The sequence below is a fragment of the Coprococcus sp. AF99-45 genome (assembly GCF_027663865.1).
GTDB classification, from domain to species: Bacteria; Bacillota; Clostridia; order Lachnospirales; family Lachnospiraceae; genus Allocoprococcus; species Allocoprococcus comes.
The window spans coordinates 1-19,915 of the sequence record NZ_JAQDGZ010000032.1 but is presented as its reverse complement, the minus strand read 5'-3'; the positions used below and the strand labels follow the sequence as shown (position 1 = coordinate 19,915).

Annotated in this window: 19 protein-coding genes and 2 pseudogenes; 20 read left to right on the top strand and 1 reads right to left on the bottom strand. The window is 39.1% G+C overall.

What is annotated here, in order from left to right; all coding sequences use genetic code 11:
- Positions 1–30 precede the first annotated feature (30 nt).
- The 7 genes and pseudogenes from PGR14_RS15130 (at position 31) to PGR14_RS15100 (ending at position 4,933) form a co-directional block, all read left to right on the top strand.
- Positions 31–897 (top strand): TrmH family RNA methyltransferase, encoded by an 867-nt coding sequence (locus PGR14_RS15130; protein ID WP_055248913.1) that lies wholly within the window; start codon positions 31–33, stop codon positions 895–897.
- Positions 898–1,379: 482 nt separating this feature from the next.
- Positions 1,380–2,162, top strand: a complete 783-nt coding sequence (locus PGR14_RS15125; RefSeq protein WP_055158277.1) for a ZIP family metal transporter — start codon at positions 1,380–1,382, stop codon at positions 2,160–2,162.
- A 19-nt stretch (positions 2,163–2,181) separates the two neighbouring features.
- Positions 2,182–2,783: pseudogene (locus PGR14_RS16320) on the top strand (ketopantoate reductase family protein).
- Between the two features lie 13 nt (positions 2,784–2,796).
- The gene (locus tag PGR14_RS15115; RefSeq protein ID WP_008369102.1) at positions 2,797–3,465 is read left to right on the top strand and encodes a class I SAM-dependent methyltransferase; all 669 of its coding nucleotides are present in this window, start codon (positions 2,797–2,799) and stop codon (positions 3,463–3,465) included.
- On the top strand, positions 3,455–4,156 hold the full coding sequence (locus PGR14_RS15110; protein WP_015527132.1) for a transglutaminase-like domain-containing protein: 702 nt from the start codon (positions 3,455–3,457) through the stop codon (positions 4,154–4,156). Before PGR14_RS15115 ends, PGR14_RS15110 begins: the two co-directional genes overlap by 11 nt.
- The gene (locus PGR14_RS16315) at positions 4,131–4,319 is read left to right on the top strand and encodes a class I SAM-dependent methyltransferase (RefSeq protein WP_082424304.1); all 189 of its coding nucleotides are present in this window, start codon (positions 4,131–4,133) and stop codon (positions 4,317–4,319) included. Before PGR14_RS15110 ends, PGR14_RS16315 begins: the two co-directional genes overlap by 26 nt.
- Positions 4,235–4,933, top strand: a complete 699-nt coding sequence (locus PGR14_RS15100; RefSeq protein ID WP_330376277.1) for a cytidylate kinase-like family protein — start codon at positions 4,235–4,237, stop codon at positions 4,931–4,933. Before PGR14_RS16315 ends, PGR14_RS15100 begins: the two co-directional genes overlap by 85 nt.
- Before the next feature lie 85 nt (positions 4,934–5,018).
- On the opposite strand, the gene PGR14_RS15095 is transcribed toward PGR14_RS15100, so the two are convergent.
- On the bottom strand, positions 5,019–5,969 hold the full coding sequence (locus tag PGR14_RS15095) for a helix-turn-helix domain-containing protein (RefSeq protein ID WP_008369109.1): 951 nt from the start codon (positions 5,967–5,969) through the stop codon (positions 5,019–5,021).
- Positions 5,970–6,183: 214 nt separating this feature from the next.
- Here PGR14_RS15095 and PGR14_RS15090 point away from each other — a divergent pair, with 214 nt between their 5' ends.
- From PGR14_RS15090 to mraW, 13 genes and pseudogenes are all read left to right on the top strand, one after another.
- Positions 6,184–6,927: a TraX family protein gene (locus PGR14_RS15090; protein ID WP_270223648.1), complete on the top strand. Its 744-nt coding sequence runs from the start codon at positions 6,184–6,186 to the stop codon at positions 6,925–6,927.
- A 55-nt stretch (positions 6,928–6,982) separates the two neighbouring features.
- On the top strand, positions 6,983–8,017 hold the full coding sequence (locus PGR14_RS15085) for an alcohol dehydrogenase (RefSeq protein WP_055297685.1): 1,035 nt from the start codon (positions 6,983–6,985) through the stop codon (positions 8,015–8,017).
- Between the two features lie 98 nt (positions 8,018–8,115).
- The gene (locus PGR14_RS15080; RefSeq protein WP_242854887.1) at positions 8,116–8,262 is read left to right on the top strand and encodes a hypothetical protein; all 147 of its coding nucleotides are present in this window, start codon (positions 8,116–8,118) and stop codon (positions 8,260–8,262) included.
- Positions 8,263–8,338: 76 nt separating this feature from the next.
- Positions 8,339–9,217, top strand: a complete 879-nt coding sequence (locus tag PGR14_RS15075) for a LysR family transcriptional regulator (RefSeq protein ID WP_055297686.1) — start codon at positions 8,339–8,341, stop codon at positions 9,215–9,217.
- Between the two features lie 126 nt (positions 9,218–9,343).
- Positions 9,344–9,814, top strand: a complete 471-nt coding sequence (locus tag PGR14_RS15070) for a flavodoxin (RefSeq protein WP_055297687.1) — start codon at positions 9,344–9,346, stop codon at positions 9,812–9,814.
- Positions 9,815–9,842: 28 nt separating this feature from the next.
- On the top strand, positions 9,843–10,610 hold the full coding sequence (locus PGR14_RS15065; protein ID WP_055261961.1) for a carboxymuconolactone decarboxylase family protein: 768 nt from the start codon (positions 9,843–9,845) through the stop codon (positions 10,608–10,610).
- Between the two features lie 752 nt (positions 10,611–11,362).
- Positions 11,363–12,715 carry a DUF2961 domain-containing protein gene (locus PGR14_RS15060; RefSeq protein WP_055158302.1) on the top strand — a complete coding sequence of 451 codons (1,353 nt, stop codon included), beginning with the start codon at positions 11,363–11,365 and terminating at the stop codon, positions 12,713–12,715.
- A 34-nt stretch (positions 12,716–12,749) separates the two neighbouring features.
- Positions 12,750–14,075, top strand: coding sequence for an extracellular solute-binding protein (locus tag PGR14_RS15055; protein ID WP_055158304.1), 1,326 nt, complete (start codon positions 12,750–12,752; stop codon positions 14,073–14,075).
- A gap of 24 nt (positions 14,076–14,099) precedes the next feature.
- Positions 14,100–14,993, top strand: a complete 894-nt coding sequence (locus PGR14_RS15050) for a carbohydrate ABC transporter permease (protein WP_055158306.1) — start codon at positions 14,100–14,102, stop codon at positions 14,991–14,993.
- Positions 14,994–14,997: 4 nt separating this feature from the next.
- On the top strand, positions 14,998–15,804 hold the full coding sequence (locus PGR14_RS15045) for a carbohydrate ABC transporter permease (protein WP_055158308.1): 807 nt from the start codon (positions 14,998–15,000) through the stop codon (positions 15,802–15,804).
- A 12-nt stretch (positions 15,805–15,816) separates the two neighbouring features.
- Positions 15,817–18,315 (top strand): alpha-L-rhamnosidase-related protein, encoded by a 2,499-nt coding sequence (locus PGR14_RS15040; protein ID WP_055248919.1) that lies wholly within the window; start codon positions 15,817–15,819, stop codon positions 18,313–18,315.
- A complete protein-coding gene (locus PGR14_RS15035) occupies positions 18,312–19,301 on the top strand; it encodes a LacI family DNA-binding transcriptional regulator (RefSeq protein WP_172676508.1) in 990 nt (329 codons plus the stop codon). Before PGR14_RS15040 ends, PGR14_RS15035 begins: the two co-directional genes overlap by 4 nt.
- 75 nt (positions 19,302–19,376) lie before the next feature.
- Positions 19,377–19,676, top strand: a pseudogene (mraW, locus tag PGR14_RS16310) (16S rRNA (cytosine(1402)-N(4))-methyltransferase); the annotation flags it as partial.
- Positions 19,677–19,915: the final 239 nt, after the last annotated feature.

Here is a 19,915-nt window from a genome sequence, read left to right as displayed (position 1 = left end):
AAATATACGGATGAAAACAGGGGAAAAGAAATGCTGAACGTAATAGAAATCAAAGACTTTAATGCGCCGGAATTGGATATTTATGCCAGGTGCACAGAAGCACGGCTTCTGAATAAAGATCACCCAGAAGAGGGAATGTTCATTGCGGAAAGTCCGAAGGTGATCGGCAGAGCGTTGGATGCAGGTTATGAGCCATTGTCTGTTCTTGTTGAAAAGAAGCAGATGGAAGAGAATGAAGAAACAAGCCAGATTATGAACAGATTTGATGATACGAAAGTATCGATTTTTACAGCGGATTTTGAGGTGCTGACTAAATTGACAGGCTTCAAACTGACCAGAGGAATGCTTTGCGCAATGAGACGGAAACCGCTTCGAAAATTTCAGGATCTGTGCGATGGGATAAACAGAATCGCGATTCTTGAAAATGTGCAGAATCCGACAAATGTAGGAGCAATTTTCCGGTCTGCAGCGGCTCTTAATATGGAGGCGGTACTTCTGAGTCCGGGATGCAGTGATCCGCTTTACAGACGGGCTTCCAGGGTGAGTATGGGAACCGTATTTCAGATTCCGTGGACATTTATCCGGGATAGCAATGAAATGCGGTGCAAGCGGGAAGTAATCTGGCCAAAACAGGTGATTGCAGAATTGAAAAAGCTTGGCTATAAGACGGCAGCACTTGCGCTGACTGATGATTCGGTCAGCATCGATGATTCGGAACTGATGAAGGAAGAAAAGTTGGCAGTTATTCTTGGAAATGAAGGTGAAGGACTGGAAAACGAGACAATAGCGCTATGTGATTATACGGTTAAAATTCCGATGACACATGGCGTTGATTCGCTGAATGTGGCAGCGGCGAGTGCGGTGGCATTCTGGCAGCTTGGGAAAATAATTCTGTAATGGTAACCGTATTGTATCAGATGACACGGAGGAGGGAAAAGATTTGACAGAACGTTTTCGGAAGATTGATGCAGCAATCGTAGAGTCGAATGCAAAAACGTAGAATTTACACCTTTGGAAGATATGATATTTTTACAGTACTGCTGCCAGAAGGAGATACAACCATAACATTATTGTGTGAAAGAGTAAATTCCACCGCCCAGTTTTGTAAATTGTTGAAAGAAATATATTGTTATATGATTACGTAAGTGATATACTTAAGCATAAGAGAACCGTGTAAAATTACAGTTTGCTTTTTGCACGGTTTTCTTTATACTAGATGGTTAGTTGAAACTAACACAATGAAAGTATGAAAGATTATAGAATAACATATATTAGGTATTAGGCAATATAATCAATAAGCTATAGAACTAATACTATACCGCTGAAGATAATTATTTTTGCCAATGAATTTTTTCGAGCATATATGGAAGGAAAATATAATGCGAATAAATATTTTTGAAGGTATACTGATTCCGTTTGTTGGAACAACGCTAGGTGCAGCATGCGTGTTTTTTATGAGAAAAACACTTGGCAAGTTACTGCAACGTGCACTTGCAGGGTTTGCAGCAGGTATAATGGTTGCGGCTTCAATCTGGAGTCTTCTGATTCCGGCAATTAAACAATCTGAAAATATGGGAACTTTATCGTTTGTTCCTGCAGTTGCTGGGTTCTGGATTGGTATATTGTTTTTGCTCGCACTTGATCATTTGATTCCGCATCTTCATGTTGGAAGTGATCAGGCAGAGGGACCGAAAAGCAAACTTGGCCGTACTACGATGATGGTGTTGGCAGTTACATTACATAACATCCCTGAAGGTATGGCAGTTGGTGTAATGTATGCTGGATTTCTTGCTGAAAATGCACAGATTACAGCAACAAGTGCACTTGCTTTATCACTTGGAATTGCTATCCAGAATTTTCCAGAAGGAGCGATTATATCCATGCCGCTTAGGGCAGAGGGTGAAAGTAAGAGAAAGGCATTTCTGGGAGGTGTACTTTCAGGAGTCGTTGAACCGATTGGAGCAGTAATGACGATTCTTGTCGCACAGCTGGTAATCCCGGCATTACCATATTTACTCAGCTTTGCAGCAGGAGCCATGTTATATGTCGTGGTTGAAGAACTAATTCCGGAAATGTCTCAGGGACAGAACTCGAATATCGGTACGCTTTTCTTTGCACTTGGATTTAGTTTGATGATGATCTTGGATGTGGCACTGGGGTAAGAGGAGAGGAATGATTCTTATGAGAATATTGATTTATGGTGCTGGTGTGATCGGCTCCTTGTATGCAGCTTTATTTGCAGAAGCCGGTTATGATACAAGTATTTATGCCAGAGGGAAAAGATTTGAGGCTTTAAGAAATAATGGATTGCTATATAAGAAAAATCAGGAAGTAAATCCGAAAGAACTAAGCAGTTTTCAGAGATATTGAGGCATGCTCATATACCATACCAGAAAGTAACGGATATGCATCTATGGCAGCTTTGTCATCTTGCTATGGTGGTACCGATTGCGGATGCGTATTATGAATCAGACGATCCGGAGAAAGTGGAAAAAGAATGGAAAATTATGAGGAAAACAGCGGAAAGGCTGAAAAGAAATTTTAACTTTTTGCGAAAACAAAAGGGTAAACTGTCACCATGGAAAATGAATATTTTTCGCTTTTTGCCATTGTCATTTCTGACGATTATGCTGGCAGTTACATTTGGAAGTAGTTTTGGAGATAAATTTATGTATCAACATGCCAGGAAGGCACCAGATGAAATGAGGGAATTGCATAAGCAGTTTTATGCTTATATGAAAAGAATGAAGAAATGCGGATGCAAGACGAAAAAGGTACTGTGATTGGAGAAAAAGTATGAAAAATGAAGAATATAAAAAATTGTCAATTAAAGAGTTTACAAAAGCAGCAGGAAGATATGAAAGTAGCCATGCTGGTATTTACGAAATGTGCAAGAAGGATTATCCGGATATTCTGGAAGAATTAGAGAAGGAGCCATTTAGAGATTTATTGGATGCAGGCTGCGGACCTGCTCCGATGATTTCTTTATTAGCAGAAAAATATCCAGACCGACATTATACAGGACTGGATCTGACTCCTGCCATGATTGAACAGGCAAAAAAGAAAAATATTTCAAATGCAACATTTGTTGTAGGAGACTGTGAGAACTTTCCTTTTGAAAAGGATTCATTTGATGCAATTATTTGTTCTATGAGCTTCCATCATTATCCAGATCCACAGGCATTTTTTGACAGTGTGAAAAGATGTCTTCGCCCAAATGGAAGATTGATACTGAGAGATGTGACCAGTGACAATAAAGTATTGGTATGGCTAATGAATACATTGGAAATGCCGTTGGCAAATATATGCGGACATGGAGATGTCCAAGTGCCAACAAGAGATGTGGTCATAAAATGTTGCAAAAAAGCAGGATTAAAAGTAGAAAAATTTGAAATTCGTAAAGGTATGCGAATGCATTGTGTTGTGAGAAAACCTATGGGAAAGGCGATAGGAAATGAAAGATAAGTATCTTAGGGAAACACGAATGGTTGATTTTTCTAATCCGGCAATTCAAAAACTTATTCAAAATATGAAATGGAAGGAAATGGGTGAATTTGAAAGGATTAAGGCAATCTACAACTATGTAAGAGATGATGTTTTATTTGGATATAATATTGATGACGGAATTTCAGCTTCAAAAGTACTTGCAGATGGTTATGGACAATGTAATACAAAAGGAACTTTATTTATGGCACTTTTACGTGCCTGCAATATTCCATGCAGAGTACATGGTTTTACGATTGATAAAAGATTGCAGAAAGGGGCTATGACCGGGTTTGTTTACCGTAATGCTCCAAAAAGTATTTTCCATAGCTGGGTAGAAATTAATTTCGAAAATCAGTGGTACGAACTGGAAGCTTTCATTTTGGATAAAACCTACATAAAGAAGTTACAGGAACAAAATTCGGAATGTACAGGTGCATTTTGCGGTTATGGAGTAGCAGTCAAGGATTTCAGAAATCTCATTATTGAATTTGATAGAAACAATACTTATATTCAGAGCGAAGGAATCAATCAGGATTTTGGTGTTTATGATTGTCCAGATGAACTGTTGAAGGAACATCATCAAGAAATTTCAGCCTTTAAAGCATTTGCTTATAGACATATTGGAAGACACCTCATGAATCGTAATGTCAGGAAGATTAGAGAACGATAGTTTTAAGCTTTTAGATACCGTTGTCAGTATGAATGGTTTTCATGCATTTCCGGACAAGCAAAAAGCATTTCATGAAATATGGCGTGTTTTGAAACCGGGCGGCAATTTCATTGCCTGCTTTTATATCAGGGGAAAATCGCAACGGACAGACTGGCTGGTATAAGAGAAGGTACTGTTATTGCTGCCCTTCTGGTAGGCTTTATCGACAGACTCATCGGTAAGAAACTTGCATTCCTGAAAGATATGATTTTCCCGGAAAGCGTATCTGCAGAAAACAAGAACGAAGCAAAAGAACAGACAGCAGGGACCACCGGATACACACCGGAATTCGTTAAGAAAAACGAGGAGATCATGACAAACAGCCTTCTTTATGATCTGGTCAATCAGATGTATCTGAATACAGACAGACAGGATGAAGCGCCGAAGGATAAAATTTTCGAGGCAGAATGCCAGGTTGTACGCAATCTTGCGAAAAAAGGCAATTGCGTGATAGTAGGCCGTTGTGCAGATTACGTTCTCAGAAATTCCGGAAACTGTTTGAAAGTATTTTTTTCAGCACCTCTTGTGAGCAGAATTAGAAGAGTGGCACAGAGACAGAATATCTCTGAGGGAGAAGCCAAAGCTACGGTTCAGAAAAATGAAAAACTGCGTGCAGATAACTATCGCTATTACACCCGACGTATGTGGGGTGCAGCCGGAAACTTTGATCTCAGCCTGAATACAGATTTTGGAGAAGAATTTATTGAGAACTGCATCCGCAGTGCTATGAAACTGTAAAAATACAGAAAGCCTTATAATATTTGTTGTAAATGATATAGACCCTTAAGGAATCGTCAATCTAAACCCTCAAAAAGACATCCCCTCAAAAACTTTGATTACCCCCAAATTGGAAGGAAAGATAATATACATAATCATTTTCCACGCCAACGATTCCTTTTTCCATTTCCGTGATAGGAATCCCTGACAGCCCGTCTTTTCCATAGATTAGAGCCATTAATCCCTGTTCAGAGTCTGAAGGGATAGCAGTCTTGCCTTCTATTGTCGAAGCTGAATGAATCTGAATCGGAATCTCCCCTTTTATCTGGCTTGCACTTCTGCCATAATATTCTCTGTTTTCTATATTTTCTAAAATAGGAAAATCCGTAGAATATTTTGCATAATCATCTGCTACAATTAATTTTACCTTAAAAGATTCAAAATCCGGCACAACAGCAATGACGCCTCTGGAAGGGGAATCGATTCCGTCATAGTCCAAATCAGCCACTTTACTTTTACTGATCAGTGTCCCAGACTGATATTCAGATACATAAATGGTGAGTGTTTTAAATTCATCTTTTGTAAAATAATGAAAAAGATATGCGCCGTCTGTTCCGGATAATAATTCTGCTGTTTTCATCTCAGTACTTGTCTGATCAACTGCGGTAATATAATTTTTTGGCTGTATCAGTTTGTGAAAGAATAAAGTGCCAAGGATCGCAGAGACAATTACTGCAAAAACAGTTACTACAGCAAGAATTGTTTTTAAATTTTTTTGTTTCTTTTTACTCTCTTTTGTAATCTGAATAAGATTGCTGTCTGATTTTTCAATTACATTTTCAGCACCGATATCTTCACCTGCAAGAAATTCATTAATGCTGATTCTAAGTATGCTGCACAATTCCATATAAATTGATACGTCCGGCAGGCATATGCCTCGTTCCCATTTAGAAACCGATTTGTCACTCATATTCAGTTTTTCTGCCAATTGCTTCTGCGTCAGTCCAAGAGCTTTTCTTTTTTCTGCAATATATTTTCCGATTTTGATTAAATCCATATAATTCACTCCCTTCTGTTTAATCTAAGCATAATATAAATTATAAGAAATGAACACCCCTTATGAGTAGAATGCGTTGAGTATTTGAGTTCTGGCTGAATTAGTGATAGATTAGGACGCAAGAGTTGATTGACGTTGGATAATGCTCCATAATATAATGAAAAGAAAAGAATAAAAGGCAGATATCTATGCCTGGATAGATGGAGAAGAACCTATGGAGAAAAAAAGAGGAATTGATTCGTTTACACTACATATTCTGGCAATGTTGTTTATGTTATGTGATCATTTGTGGGCGACACTATTTCCAGCACAGGAATGGATGACATGCGTAGGAAGACTTGCTTTTCCGATTTTCGCATTTATGATCGCAGAAGGATGCTATTATACTTCGAATGTGAAAAAATACATGTTGCGTCTTTTTCTATTTGCCATAATTTCAGAAATACCATTTAACCTGATTATGGGAAGTTCGGTATTTTACCCGTTTCATCAAAATGTACTATGGACTTTTTTATTAGGGGTGTTATCGATACAGATCATTGAAAAGGCAAAGAAGAAACAAAAGAAATGGATATCGTTTTTTGTGGTTTGCCTCGTGCTTTTGATGGATTTTCTGCTTGGAACCGTAACCATGGTAGATTACAATGCTGCAGGAATACTGACGGTATTGCTTTTTTATTTTTTTCGCAAGAAAACCTGGATTTCTTTTGCGGCACAGCTTGTCGGGCTGTATTATTTGAATGTAGTTATGCTGGGGAATCTGTATTATCCGGTAACGATTCTGGGACATTATTTTGAGATTGCACAGCAGAGCTTTGCACTGTTGGCACTGATTCCAATCTGGTTATATCATGGAGAGCAGGGGTACCATAGCAAGTGGTTCAAGTATTTCTGTTATGCGTTTTATCCGGTGCACCTTCTTATCTTGGTTGTTATTTGGCAATGGCGTATTCGGTAATAGATCAGCAGCGGAAATTCTGGATAAATTATTATAGAAAGTGATGGGGAAAAGAATGCAGACTTATACTTATGTTTCAAAAGGAAAATTTGAATTAATGGAAAAGCCAAAGCCTGTGCTGATGCATGAAAGAGATGCCATTGTAAAGGTGACACTTGCCAGCATTTGTTCCAGTGACCTGCACATTAAGCATGGAAGCGTTCCACGGGCAGTGCCGGGGATTACAGTCGGTCATGAGATGGTTGGAATTGTGGAAGAAGTCGGAACTGCTGTGAAGAATGTGAAGCCAGGAGACCGGGTGACGGTAAATGTAGAAACTTTTTGTGGAGAATGTTTTTTCTGCAAGAAAGGTTATGTGAATAACTGTACCGATGAAAATGGCGGCTGGGCTCTTGGATGCCGTATCGATGGCGGTCAGGCAGAATATGTCCGCGTACCATTTGCAGATCAGGGGCTGAATAAGATTCCGGATAAAGTTACGGACAGACAGGCGTTATTTGTAGGAGATGTACTTGCCACCGGTTACTGGGCAGCACGTATTTCCGAGATCACTGAGGATGACACGGTGCTGATCATTGGAGCCGGTCCTACAGGTATCTGTACCTTACTGTCTGTTATGCTGAAAAATCCGAAGCGGATCATCATGTGTGAAAAAGACGAAAAGCGTATGCACTTTATCAGGGAACATTATCCGGAAGTTCTTACAGTTTCGCCGGAAGAATGTTTTGATTTTGTTCAGGCAAACAGCGAGCATGGTGGAGCGGATGTTGTTCTTGAAGTTGCAGGAGCAGAATCTACTTTCCGTCTTGCATGGGAATGCGCAAGGCCAAATGCAATCGTGACGGTGGTGGCACTTTACGATAAAGCCCAGACGTTACCTCTGCCGGATATGTATGGAAAGAATCTGACTTTTAAAACAGGAGGAGTAGACGGTTGTGATTGTGAAGAAACGCTGAGACTGATCGCGGAAGGTAAGATCAACACGGAACCACTGATCACACACACCTATCCATTTAGCAGAATCGAAGAAGCCTATGAACTTTTTGAAAATAAGAGGAACGGCGTGATCAAGGTGGCGGTAGAATGTTAAATATAATAGAAATAAAAGATGCCACAGAGTAAGATTTTAATGAAAGCGATTGAATTTGATATATCAGAAATAGAATGAAAATTCATGTAGAAGACTTGATGTTATATCATTCAGCACCATCAAAGCTTTCGGAAGCAACGTTGTATTCACAGAACGCACCGATGAATCATGAAATGAACGATACAGCAAAGAAGCAGTATAATTTACTTCTTGATATAATTGATTTGTGTGCGATTTATTATTAAAGGTAAAGATATAGATGATGCCTGGGACGCAATATGATAGAATGGTTACAAGAAAAATTTGTAGGAATATAAAGATATGGAATTAAGATTATTACGCTATTTTTTAACAGTAGCAAAAGAACAGAGCTTTACAAAAGCAGCAGAACAATTGCATATTACCCAGCCAACGCTATCCAGACAAATGGCGGCATTTGAAGAGGACCTGGGAATAACATTATTTATTCGAAACGGGAAGAAAATATCGCTCACTGATGAAGGAATTTTATTAAAAAGGCGTGCCTTGGAGATTCTTAATCTTGAGGAAAGGACGCTTGAGGAACTGAAAGGAAAAGAAGAGGTTGTAGAGAGCACGATAACCATTGGATGCGGTGAATTTGCAGCAGTGGAGACATTGGCGAAGATATGTAAAACATATAAAGAAAAATATCCGCTGGTTCAGATTGTATTGCATACTGCAACAGCAGATGCAGTGTATGAGATGATGAACAAAGGACTTGTAGATATTGCATTATTCATGGAGCCGGTGGACACCGAAGGGCTGGATTATATCCGGATCACAGATTGCGATCACTGGTGTGTCGGAATGCGGCCGGATGATCCACTGGCAGAAAAAGAGTTTATAAAAAAAGAAGATCTTATTGGAAAGCCCTTGATCCTGCCGGAAAGAATGAACGTTCAAAGTGAACTTGCCAACTGGTTTGGGAAAGACTTTTCAAAATTACAGATTGCTTTTACGAGTAATCTTGGAACGAATGCCGGAGTTATGGCGGCAAATGGACTGGGGTATCCAATTTCAATTGAGGGTGCTGCAAAGTATTGGCGAGAGGATATTCTTGTACAGCGAAGAATTTCTCCTGAAATCATGACCAGTACGGTGATTGCCTGGCGACGGAATATCCCATATTCTTTGGCAGTACGTAAAATGATCGAGGAGATTAATGCTTTTCAGGCATAAAACAAAATTCAATATAAGCATTAGACATAATGAAGCGATAGAGCTTAAAATAGATGTGTAAGATGAATGTAAATCTTATACATCTATTTTTTTGTGAAAAATACGTATAGAAAGGGGCTTTTTATTATGAGTAAAAAATTAGTGGCATTTTTCAGTGCAAGCGGAACAACAAAAAAAGTAGCACAGATGATCGCAGAGGAAGCAAAAGCGGATTTGTTTGAGATTGAGCCGAAAGTTCCATATACAAAGCTTGATCTTGACTGGATGAATAAAAAATCCAGAAGCAGTGTGGAAATGAGTGATAAAAAATATAGACCGGCGATTATGAAAAAAGAGATGGATATGAGTTCTTATGACGAGATCCTTCTGGGATTCCCAATCTGGTGGTATGTGGCTCCGACAATCATCAATACATTTTTAGAAACTTACGATTTCAGTGGTAAAAAGATTGTGCTTTTTGCAACATCCGGAGGAAGTGGATTTGGGAACACTGTGAAAGAATTGCAGTCATCTGCATCAGACGCAGTTATTACAGAAGGCAGACTGTTAAATTGTGGAACGAAACAGGAAATCACTGAATGGGTAAACTCTTTATAAATAACAGCGTTATGGAGGTATACAGAATATGGGAAAAATAGTACAGACAGCAGGGAGAAATACACTTGGTGAATTCGCACCGGAATTTGCACATTTTAATGATGATGTACTTTTCGGCGAAAACTGGAATAACCAGGACATCGACGTAAAAACAAGAAGCATTATTACAGTGGTTGCTCTGATGGCTTCCGGAATTACGGATTCTTCTTTAAAATATCATCTTCAAAATGCAAAAAATCATGGTGTAACACAAAAAGAGATTGCTGCAGTGATCACACATGTCGCATTTTATGCAGGTTGGCCAAAAGCATGGGCTGTTTTTAATCTTGCAAAGGAAGTGTGGGAAACAGGCGAAGGAGATTTGTCATACGAAGAGGAAGCGATGCGGGCGCATGCAAAAAAGATGGTATTTCCAATTGGTGCACCAAACGATGGCTTTGCACAGTATTTTTCGGGCAGAAGTTTTCTTGCACCGATTTCTACTTCTCAGGTTGGAATTTTCAATGTGACATTCGAACCAGGATGCAGAAATAACTGGCATATCCATCATGCAAAAAGTGGAGGCGGACAGATTCTGGTATGCGTTGCCGGAAGAGGATATTATCAGGTAGAAGGTAAAGAAGCTGTAGAAATGAAGCCAGGTGACTGCATCAATATTCCTATAGGTGTTAAACACTGGCATGGTGCTGCACCGGATGAATGGTTTTCTCATCTGGCAATAGAGGTTCCGGGCGAAAATGGTTCTAATGAATGGCTTGAACCGGTAAGTGATGAAGAATATGGGAAATTACAATAGGCAGGGGAATGAAATGTTTGATAACAGTATTGTATTGAACATTCTGTACTAAAATGTGCGCGATTCCACTAATATCATGAACTTATGGGAACGTATTGCGGATACTTTGTGAACTTTATCCTGATACAATGATTATGCTGATGAAAGAGGGCATAGATAACTGAATACAAGAAAGAGACGAAAGCCTCAGTAGTTAAGAAAAACTACCGGGGCTTTTTTTCGTGCCCGAATTTCTCAGCCAATAACTGCGGATATGTCGACATTTCAAGCACCATATAAAGCAGTGTTGGTATCTTTGTATGAATATGCTATACAAAGTGAAAATGAAAAGCTTTGTGGCAAAATCAAAGAAGTATTTGACCTTCAGTTTGATGATTTACCAAACAGATTCAGAAGGCTTGGATTGGATGACAGTCTGGTATGCCCTTCTTATGTCATTAATACATCTTTTTTACAAGAGAAAATAAAGAGGACAAGAGATGAAAATCCGGAACTTCGTTATCATGAAGATAATGAGGAGTATTTAATCAGGAAAACAAAGAAACAATATACGCTCTCGATCCGGTGGAGGAATGGGAGACATGTAAAAATTAATTTTTAAATAATGAATGCAAAAAAAACATTAACGAAATTTGAGAATTAATATTGTTAAAAAATACTAATTGACAATTTCAAAGTGAATGATATACTAAATACATAAAAACGTTTGCGCAAACGTTTATCTACAGAAAGTTCAATCAGGAGGAGAAAAAATGCAGAAAAATAATATGTCTTTTTTAAAAAATCTTACAACAGTAGCAGATGCAAGAACTGCCAGAGCTTCAAGCTGGGATCAGAGTGGCAGAAATAAAGATTACTGGCTTGTAAATGCAGGGGATACAGCGGTTATGGCGGACGTTGAAGGACCAGGTTGCATCAATCATATCTGGGTAACGACTTTTTGCAGAGAAATTCTCGGACCGTCTATTCAGCATCCGGTTTTAAGTGGCTCTGTTGCACCGGTAACTGAAATGGAAAATGCGGAAGGCGTTAACTGGGAAATCAATGATCCGGATTATTACCGTAAGGTCCTGATTCGTATGACCTGGGATGATTTTGATGGTCCCAGTGTGCTGGCACCGCTGGGAGATTTCTTCTGTATTGGTCATTCTATGCCGTCAAGTTTTTCGTCAATTCCTTTTAATGTATCTTCAAGACCGTGTGAGGAACTGACTTTTGGTGGAACGGCTTCCATGAACTGCTATTTTCCGATGCCGTTTAACAAACGGGCCAAAATAGAAGTTATCAATGAAAATGAAAGACCGCTTGGATTGTTTTTCCATATTGATTATGAACTTTATCACGAAGAGACTCCGGATATTGCTTATTTTCAGGCAGCATGGAGACGTGATATGCCATGCAGTGGCTGGGGAAATGATCTTTGCGTAAACTCTCCGGAAGTAAACAGTGTTCCTAATTTTGACGGTAAAGAGAATTTCCTGATGCTGGATACAAAAGGCCGTGGTCATTATGTTGGTTGTAATCTTTCTGTGCTTCATTTCCAGGGCAGCTGGTGGGGCGAAGGCGATGACATGATTTTGATTGATGATGAAGAAGAACCAAGTATTAATGGAACTGGTGCAGAGGATTATTTTAACCATGCATGGGGAATGCAGAGAAATCAGTCACCTTATAATGGTACGATTATGCATGACGGAGATACAAAAGGTTATCAGGTATCCTATAGATTCCATCTTACAGATCCGATCCATTTTAAAAAGCATATTCAGATCAGCATGGAACATGGTCATGCAAATCATCTGTCAGATGACTGGTCATGCACAGCGTACTGGTATCAGGCAGCTCCTGTTACTTCAGTAACGATTCAGCCGGTAGAAGAGAGAATTCCGCTTAAGAGAACTTTTGATATTCCGAAACCGGCTCATCAGGTAGAACTTACACCGGAGATGCAGGAAGCTTACAGAAGCAGAAATGAAAGAATGGAAAAATTTAAAGTTGAAAAGGCTGAACAGATCAGACTCAATGCAGCAAGAACAGCACCGTCAGAAACTGGAAACAAAGAACTGGCACATAAAGTAAAGAAAGAATTTGATAAAGAAAAATAAATAAGCACGTGTGTAGCAAAAGGAGGGGCTTTTTATGAATTTAAAAAAATTTTTATCAATGATTATGGTTTTGAGTATGACAGCAGCGGTATTTACCGGATGTGGAAGCAGTTCAGACAGTACATCAGATGACAGTGCAGTAGCTGGAAAAAAAGGAACAGAAAATAATACCGGTGAAGAGGATTCTTCAGAGGGCGATAAAGAAAAACTTACTTTCTGGGATTTCCATACAGGAACTGAGGCAGATGTTATTCAGGATATGGTAAATGCATATAATCAGTCACAGGATAAAGTCAAGGTTGAATATTCAAGTGTCAATCAGACAGATTATACGACAACACTTGTGACAACCGCATATGCAAATGGCGAATGCCCTGATATCCTCTGGGTGGAACCGGCGACTTTTAAAAAATTCTCGGATGCGGAAATGCTTGCAGATCTTTCTTCTTATTATACGGATGATCTGAAAAAAGATATTCTTCCGTCGTTTCTTGAAGCGGCAAGCGGAGATGACGGAAAAATCTATACACTGCCATTTGAGTGTGAAACCCTTGGACTGTTTTATGATGCAGATGCACTTGAAGAAGAAGGTATTGAACCACCGAAAACATGGGAAGAACTGAAAAGTGCAGCTGAAAAACTCACAACAAAAGACAGATACGGAATTGTTCTTCCGGTAGAAAAAACAGCATATACGTTGTTTAACTGGTGGCCATTTATGTGGATGGATGATGCAGACATTTATGATGCTGATGGAAATGTAACGGCCGGCAAAGACAGCATGGCAGATGCTCTTGATTTCTGGGGTTCATTTTATCAGAATGAATACTGCCCGTCATCATTACAGAACGGACCATGGAGTATTGATAATGTTGCAAATGGCGTCGCAGCTATGCAGATTGGCGGAACATATATGATAAATGCAGCAGAAGAATACAACAAAGATGGGCATAATATTGGAGTTGTACCACTTCCGTCACCGAAGGGAAAAGATCCTGTAACTGTTGCAGGAGGTCAGATGATGGCAGTTTCCAGCCAGAGCAAAGATGTTGATGCAGCAGCTGACTTTATTTTCTGGTGCTTTGGAAGTGATGATACAACTTATGTCACAAAATGGTGTACAGAAGCCAAATTTGCATATCCGGCGCGCCAGTCTGTAATTGAAGAAAATAAAGAACTTTTTCAGGAAGGCATGAAGGCAATATTCACCGAATTTTATGATACGGCAAGACCTGAACCACAGTATTCATCTGAAGTAACTGATATTATGGGAGATACATTGCAGTCTGTGATGTTTGGCGGAAGTTCAGGAGCGGATGCGGCACAGTTGGCACAGGAACAGATTGAGGCATTAAACTAAAATATTAAATCAAGAGGTAGAATTATGAAGCAGAAAGGAAAAATGTCCGGTAAAAAATTGAAACAGATGTTTGTAACATATACATTTGTTCTTCCTGATTTTATTGGTCTTCTGGTTTTTATTATCATACCAATCATATATTCATTTTATATGAGCCTATATGACTGGAACTTCGCTAACATTAAGCAATTTATCGGAATACAGAATTATGTCACAATGTTTAGTGACTCTGAATGGTGGCAGTCTCTGGGAAGAACTTTTAAATTAACTTTACTGTATGTTCCGGCATTATTTATATTATCAATATTATTTGCAGTTTTGATTAACTATGTCAAAAACGAAAAAGCTGCCGGATTTGTAAAAACAGCTTTTCTGCTTCCATATTCTATCACATCTGTAATTGCAAGCTGTCTGTGGATGTTTCTTTATATGGACAGAAGTGGATTTATCAATGTATTTCTGAAGGCCTTTGGACTGAAAGGAGAAAAGTTTCTGGGATCTACTTCTCAGGCAATGGTTTGCATTGCAGTTGTTTTGATATGGATCAATCTGGGTTATAATATTATTCTTTTTCTATCAGCAATAAAAGATATACCTTACAGCTATTATGAAGCAGCAAAACTGGATGGAGCAAATTCCTGGCAGACTTTCTGGAAGATAACGTTTCCGCTATTAAAGCCAACCAGCGTTTTTGTACTGATCACATCAGTGATTGCATCGTTCCAGTGTCTGGATCTTATCATGGTAATGACCGGGGGTGGACCGGCAAAATCGACAGAAGTTGCCAGTCTGTATATATACAAACAGTCATTTGAAATGATGAAGGCTGGATATGGAGCCGGATTGTCAGTTGTAATGTTTCTAATTTTGACAGTGCTTGCCGTTATTATGTTAAAAATAAATGGAAAGGAGGAATGATGATATGAAGAAAAAAACAAATAACATACTTGCAGTAATTCTTATAATATTGGGAATTGTAATGTTGTTTCCGATTTACATTTTATTTATGGTAAGTTTCAGAAATGAAAAAACTGTTTTTGTAGGATCACTGATCACAGCATCTCCTTCTTTTGAAAGTATAAAATCAGCGATAACACCGGATTTTCTTGTTGCAATCGGTAATTCATTCCTTATTGCAGTAGCAGTTACGATTATTGCTTTAATTCTTCATTCAATGTGTGGATACGCATTTGCAAGAATGAATTTTCCGGGGAAAAAGCCAATGTTTACAGTGATCATCAGTACTTTGATGATTCCGGTATCGTCTATTCTTGTACCTTTGTTTATGATATGTAAACAATTAGGAATTACAAACAGTTATGCTGGAATTCTGTTACCGGCATTGTTTAATGCTTATGGTATATTTCTATTCAGACAGTTTTATATGAGTTTCCCTGCGGATCTTGAAGAGGCTGCAAAACTCGACGGATGTTCTACATACAGAATGTTTTTTACAATCATATTTCCGCTTTCACGACCAATTATTATCCCACTGAGTATTGCTTTTTTCCTGGGGAACTGGAACAATTACCTGTGGCCGTTGATTGTAAATAAGAAACCGGAATATCGAACAGTTATGGTTTATCTTGCTAACATGGTAGGTGGCTATAATACTAAGTGGAATGTGGTTATTGCAAGTGCAATGCTTGCATGCCTTCCGGTATTCTTGATATCACTTCTTCTGCAAAGTCACCTGCAGAACAGTATAAAAATGTCTGGCATCAAATAGGAGGGAAAACTTGTGAAAATCAGAGAAAGTTATGGAAGCAGGCGGTATGAAGAAGAATACAGGGCAGCTCTGGAAAAGTCAGTACATTATTTCAGACAGAACAGCTGTATTACAGAACTCAGAAAAATGGGTTATGCTCAGACGAAACTGCAGGTAGAATATGAAGCAGAAGAGTACGGAAAGAGTGAAATCTGCTGTCTAGATGCAGAAACAAATACTTTTTTTAATTCAGAATCTGCAGAAAAATTTATTGCAGAAAATGATCTTTCGAAGTGTGAAAATGTAAACATTTATGGTGATATCAGGCAAATCTATTGCTTTGGATACGATGATAAAAAAGTGGTTTACGCATTGACAGAGTCTGATGGTATGCAGAACTACATCACGATTCCCTATATTTCGGGAGAAAACGGGGAATTTTGTACAGATATTTCTTCTCACAGGATCTGGAAGCGTGAATTTAGCGAAAAAACATCAAATTTGGATTGTGCACTGAGATTTCGTATAGCACCGGATACATGGCCGAATATAAAAATCAAAGAGGCAGACATGTCTCCCGATGATATTTTTGCACATGCTTATGAAGCCATATTTAACATGGAAATAAACAGTGAAAAACAGGTTGAAATTCAACTTCCATATCAAAAACTTTGCTGGAATTCTGAGAAAAAAGTGCTTACATGTGGAAAGTATCAGATGGAAATAAAATGCGATAAGAAACTGTCTTTTGTCACTATATTTGATCAGTATCTGACGGAAATAATCGCAGATAACAAAGTATTGGTACTGCTAAATAATCTGACTAATAAAGCAAAAGAAATCAGTGTTATTGATATTAGTGGAAATCTTGGGAAAATCCGAGTAGGCGAAGACAATGATCCACATATTCAAGTAGAAACGGATAAAGATACAGAGACTGAGATTGTTGTATATGGACTCAGAGGACTGGCATACAGTAAAGATGCGACAGAAGCATTGCGAAGAAAAAAGAAAGAGGACAGGCTTATTTTCGCAAATGATAAATTCAAAGTTTTCGATAACCATGTTGAAGACAGCTGTTATGGTAGACCAGATGCTTATATCATCAGTCCGGAGGAAATTGTGTCAGCAGACAGGATTCTTGAAGAATTTCAGTGGAGAAAAACGAAATGGGGCGACATGACAAGAAAGTCATGGAGAACTGATAAGTGGACCGCAGATCTGTCACTGAAAAAATATCCGACACTGAAATCTGCTTCAGATATTCTTTCAGCAACATGGAATCTGGCGATGACAGTCTTCGATCGTTGTACGAATGGTGGCTATGCACTCCCTGGGCAGGAGCATCTGTGGCAGGCAGGACTCTTTCAGTGCAAAGGTGAAGGGTTTGGAGTCTGGCTCAGAGACTCTGTACATATAGCAATGCGTGGCGGAAACCTGATCGATCCGGAAACAGCAGGACGCTCACTCTTGTATGCTGTAAAAAAAGGATTTGACAATGGAAGTGACGGACCGGCAATGGGGGCTGTTGGATTGTGGGATTATTATCTGGCTACAGGTGACAGAAGTGCACTTGAAGAGGGATATGAAACACTGTTAGAAACAATGACAGAAATTGAAAACAGATATAATGAGGAAAAAGGTCTTGTACGTGCAGAACAGTCTACTTCTAATGATGCGTTCCCTGAACCGGAAAATGCAGGATATTCACTTGGCAGTGAATGTTATTATATGAAAGCATATGATTCTATGGCCAAAATAGAAAAGCTTTTGCATGGAGAAAATGAAAAATCCAAAAAATGGAGTAAGATTTCCGAACAATTATGTGAAAAAATCCGTGAAGAATACTGGAATGATGAGGCAGGATACTTTACAAGTGGTCCAAAAGGCAGTGAAGCATATGAAAATCAGATATGGGAGACTTCCGGTGAGGAAGCCGCTCTGTGGGATAAGTTCCATATTGCAACACCGGAGCAGAAAAGAGAAATCCTGAACAGTGGAATACATACTGCAATGACTCCATATGGAATACGTTTGTTTCCTCATCGCAAAGAGCATAATCATTTTGTAGGACCAGTCTGGCCGGTGTGGGAATCAGGATTTGCTTCTGCTGCGGCTGAATCGCAGAATAAAGAATTATTGCTGACTATGATTGCACAGCAGATGAGAACAGCTGTTTTGCATAAAAATTTCCATGAAGTTCTTGAAGCGGATACAGGAAAATCCTGGAGATGGCCCGGACAACTTTGGCATGCTTGCGGGTTTGCAGCTCAGATTTTATATGGTGTTTTCGGAATTAGTTATGATGAACAGGGCATGAGATTTAATCCGTGTGTTCCAGAAATATTTAAAGAGATTGAAATACAGAATCTGAATTATCAATCGGCAAAATTAACTGTTAAAATAAGTGGAACTGGAACTGTCGAATGTGTTATACTGGATGATGAAAAGGTTGATTTTATACCATATAGTCTGACAGGAAATCATATAGTCCATATAAAATTAACAGAAACAGAGAGTGAATGTATATGAAAGCAAAGATTACAGATGTGGCTCAAAAAGCCAATGTTTCTATATCTACAGTGTCGCACGTGTTGAATCATACACGTTTTGTATCCGAAGAGACCAGAAAAAAAGTCATGGATGCAGTAGAAGAATTGGGGTATTCACCAGATGCGTCTGGCAGGACTTTTCGTACCGGAAAAAAAATGATGATAGGACTTGTTGTACCGGATATTACAAACTCTGTTTTTGCTGCACTTATTGAAGATGTAGATGATGTGATATCAAAGCAGGGATACAATCTGGTCATTTCCAATACAAGGGACTGCCTCAAGATGGAAAAACAGGCACTGAGAAATCTGGCTTCGGGGGTCGTAGATGGGATTGTAATTGCTTCTACATCAGAAGATTTTCAGACAATAAAGAGGCAGATACCGGACAAATTCCCAATGATATTTATGGATCGGGTGCTCCCGGACAGAAATTATGACAGTGTTATTCTTGACTGTCAGGAGGCAACTGCAAAGATGCTGGAAGAAATGATCCAAAATGGTTTCAGAAAGATTGGTTTTCTGGTTGGATTGCCACAGATTAGTCCGACTTATGAAAGGGTAAAAGTATACCAGCAGATTTTGAAACAATATGAGATACCGGAGACAGAACAGTATGTTCGATATATTGACCGAAAAAAAGACACCTATGATGTAGCTGGCGAATTGGTAGAGGCCGGATGTACGGCAATTATAGCCACAAATACGGCAATGACTCACAGTGTACTGAACTATGTGGAGGATAGAAATCTGAAACTCGGCGAGGAAATTGCAGTAGGTGGTTTTGTGGATTCTGATTTTGCAAATCGCTTCATGCACAGGATTCCAGTGGTATATGAGCCAATGAAAGAAATGGGAAAACTTGCCGGAGAGATGATTGTAGAAAAAATCGAAGATAAAAATAGAAAAATTCCTGTTAAAACGCTGACATGCGAATATGACTCTAATGATTTTTATAAAAAATAGGCAGGGAGAACGAAATGGAACAGGAAACACAGACACCACACAAACGAAGAGCACGATATAAGGGAAATACTCCGGCTGGAATGCCTGCATGGTGAAGGTCATATGTATGCAACAGATGTGGATCAGGAGGAATCTGCATAGCCTCGTAAGCGTCTGGCAGAGCAGAGCTTTGGAGAGGACATTCTGACGGTCAAACTTCAGAATTTCTGTACAATCGATGAGATTGCAAAAGAAGCCGGTGGATTTGATTTTATTCTTGCAGATTTCGGGGGATCGTTCATGCAGATCGACAATCTGAAGCGTGGTTTTTCTTTCCGTGCAGACGGACCGCTTGATCTTCGCCTGAATCAGGAAAAGGGAATCAGCGCGGCAGAGCCAGATCCACAAAAATGTGCTGGCGGTTAAGGCATGCGTCCGTCCTATATGCTAAAAATGAAGATTCTGTGAAGCGAATCAAAAGTATTGACAGTAAAACAAAGAATTATTACAATAAGCCTATCATAAAGATATGTTAAACGAGGCTGTTACAGTAGATAAATGAACTGCTCCCCGTCAAGTAGACAATTGAAAAAATATAAATTTTTCGCATCCCCCTTTTTGTACCTGTTGTGTAT

Coding starts and splice junctions, on each gene's coding strand:
- PGR14_RS15060 (WP_055158302.1), top strand. CDS start 11,363: ATGCAGAAAAATAATATGTCTTTTTTAAAAAATCTTACAACAGTAGCA.
- PGR14_RS15080 (WP_242854887.1), top strand. CDS start 8,116: ATGTTATATCATTCAGCACCATCAAAGCTTTCGGAAGCAACGTTGTAT.
- PGR14_RS15035 (WP_172676508.1), top strand. CDS start 18,312: ATGAAAGCAAAGATTACAGATGTGGCTCAAAAAGCCAATGTTTCTATA.
- PGR14_RS15055 (WP_055158304.1), top strand. CDS start 12,750: ATGAATTTAAAAAAATTTTTATCAATGATTATGGTTTTGAGTATGACA.
- PGR14_RS15110 (WP_015527132.1), top strand. CDS start 3,455: ATGAAAGATAAGTATCTTAGGGAAACACGAATGGTTGATTTTTCTAAT.
- PGR14_RS15045 (WP_055158308.1), top strand. CDS start 14,998: ATGAAGAAAAAAACAAATAACATACTTGCAGTAATTCTTATAATATTG.
- PGR14_RS15065 (WP_055261961.1), top strand. CDS start 9,843: ATGGGAAAAATAGTACAGACAGCAGGGAGAAATACACTTGGTGAATTC.
- PGR14_RS15095 (WP_008369109.1), bottom strand. CDS start 5,969: ATGGATTTAATCAAAATCGGAAAATATATTGCAGAAAAAAGAAAAGCT.
- PGR14_RS15130 (WP_055248913.1), top strand. CDS start 31: ATGCTGAACGTAATAGAAATCAAAGACTTTAATGCGCCGGAATTGGAT.
- PGR14_RS15115 (WP_008369102.1), top strand. CDS start 2,797: ATGAAAAATGAAGAATATAAAAAATTGTCAATTAAAGAGTTTACAAAA.
- PGR14_RS15050 (WP_055158306.1), top strand. CDS start 14,100: ATGAAGCAGAAAGGAAAAATGTCCGGTAAAAAATTGAAACAGATGTTT.
- PGR14_RS15070 (WP_055297687.1), top strand. CDS start 9,344: ATGAGTAAAAAATTAGTGGCATTTTTCAGTGCAAGCGGAACAACAAAA.
- PGR14_RS15125 (WP_055158277.1), top strand. CDS start 1,380: ATGCGAATAAATATTTTTGAAGGTATACTGATTCCGTTTGTTGGAACA.
- PGR14_RS16315 (WP_082424304.1), top strand. CDS start 4,131: ATGTCAGGAAGATTAGAGAACGATAGTTTTAAGCTTTTAGATACCGTT.
- PGR14_RS15085 (WP_055297685.1), top strand. CDS start 6,983: ATGCAGACTTATACTTATGTTTCAAAAGGAAAATTTGAATTAATGGAA.
- PGR14_RS15100 (WP_330376277.1), top strand. CDS start 4,235: ATGGCGTGTTTTGAAACCGGGCGGCAATTTCATTGCCTGCTTTTATAT.
- PGR14_RS15075 (WP_055297686.1), top strand. CDS start 8,339: ATGGAATTAAGATTATTACGCTATTTTTTAACAGTAGCAAAAGAACAG.
- PGR14_RS15090 (WP_270223648.1), top strand. CDS start 6,184: ATGGAGAAAAAAAGAGGAATTGATTCGTTTACACTACATATTCTGGCA.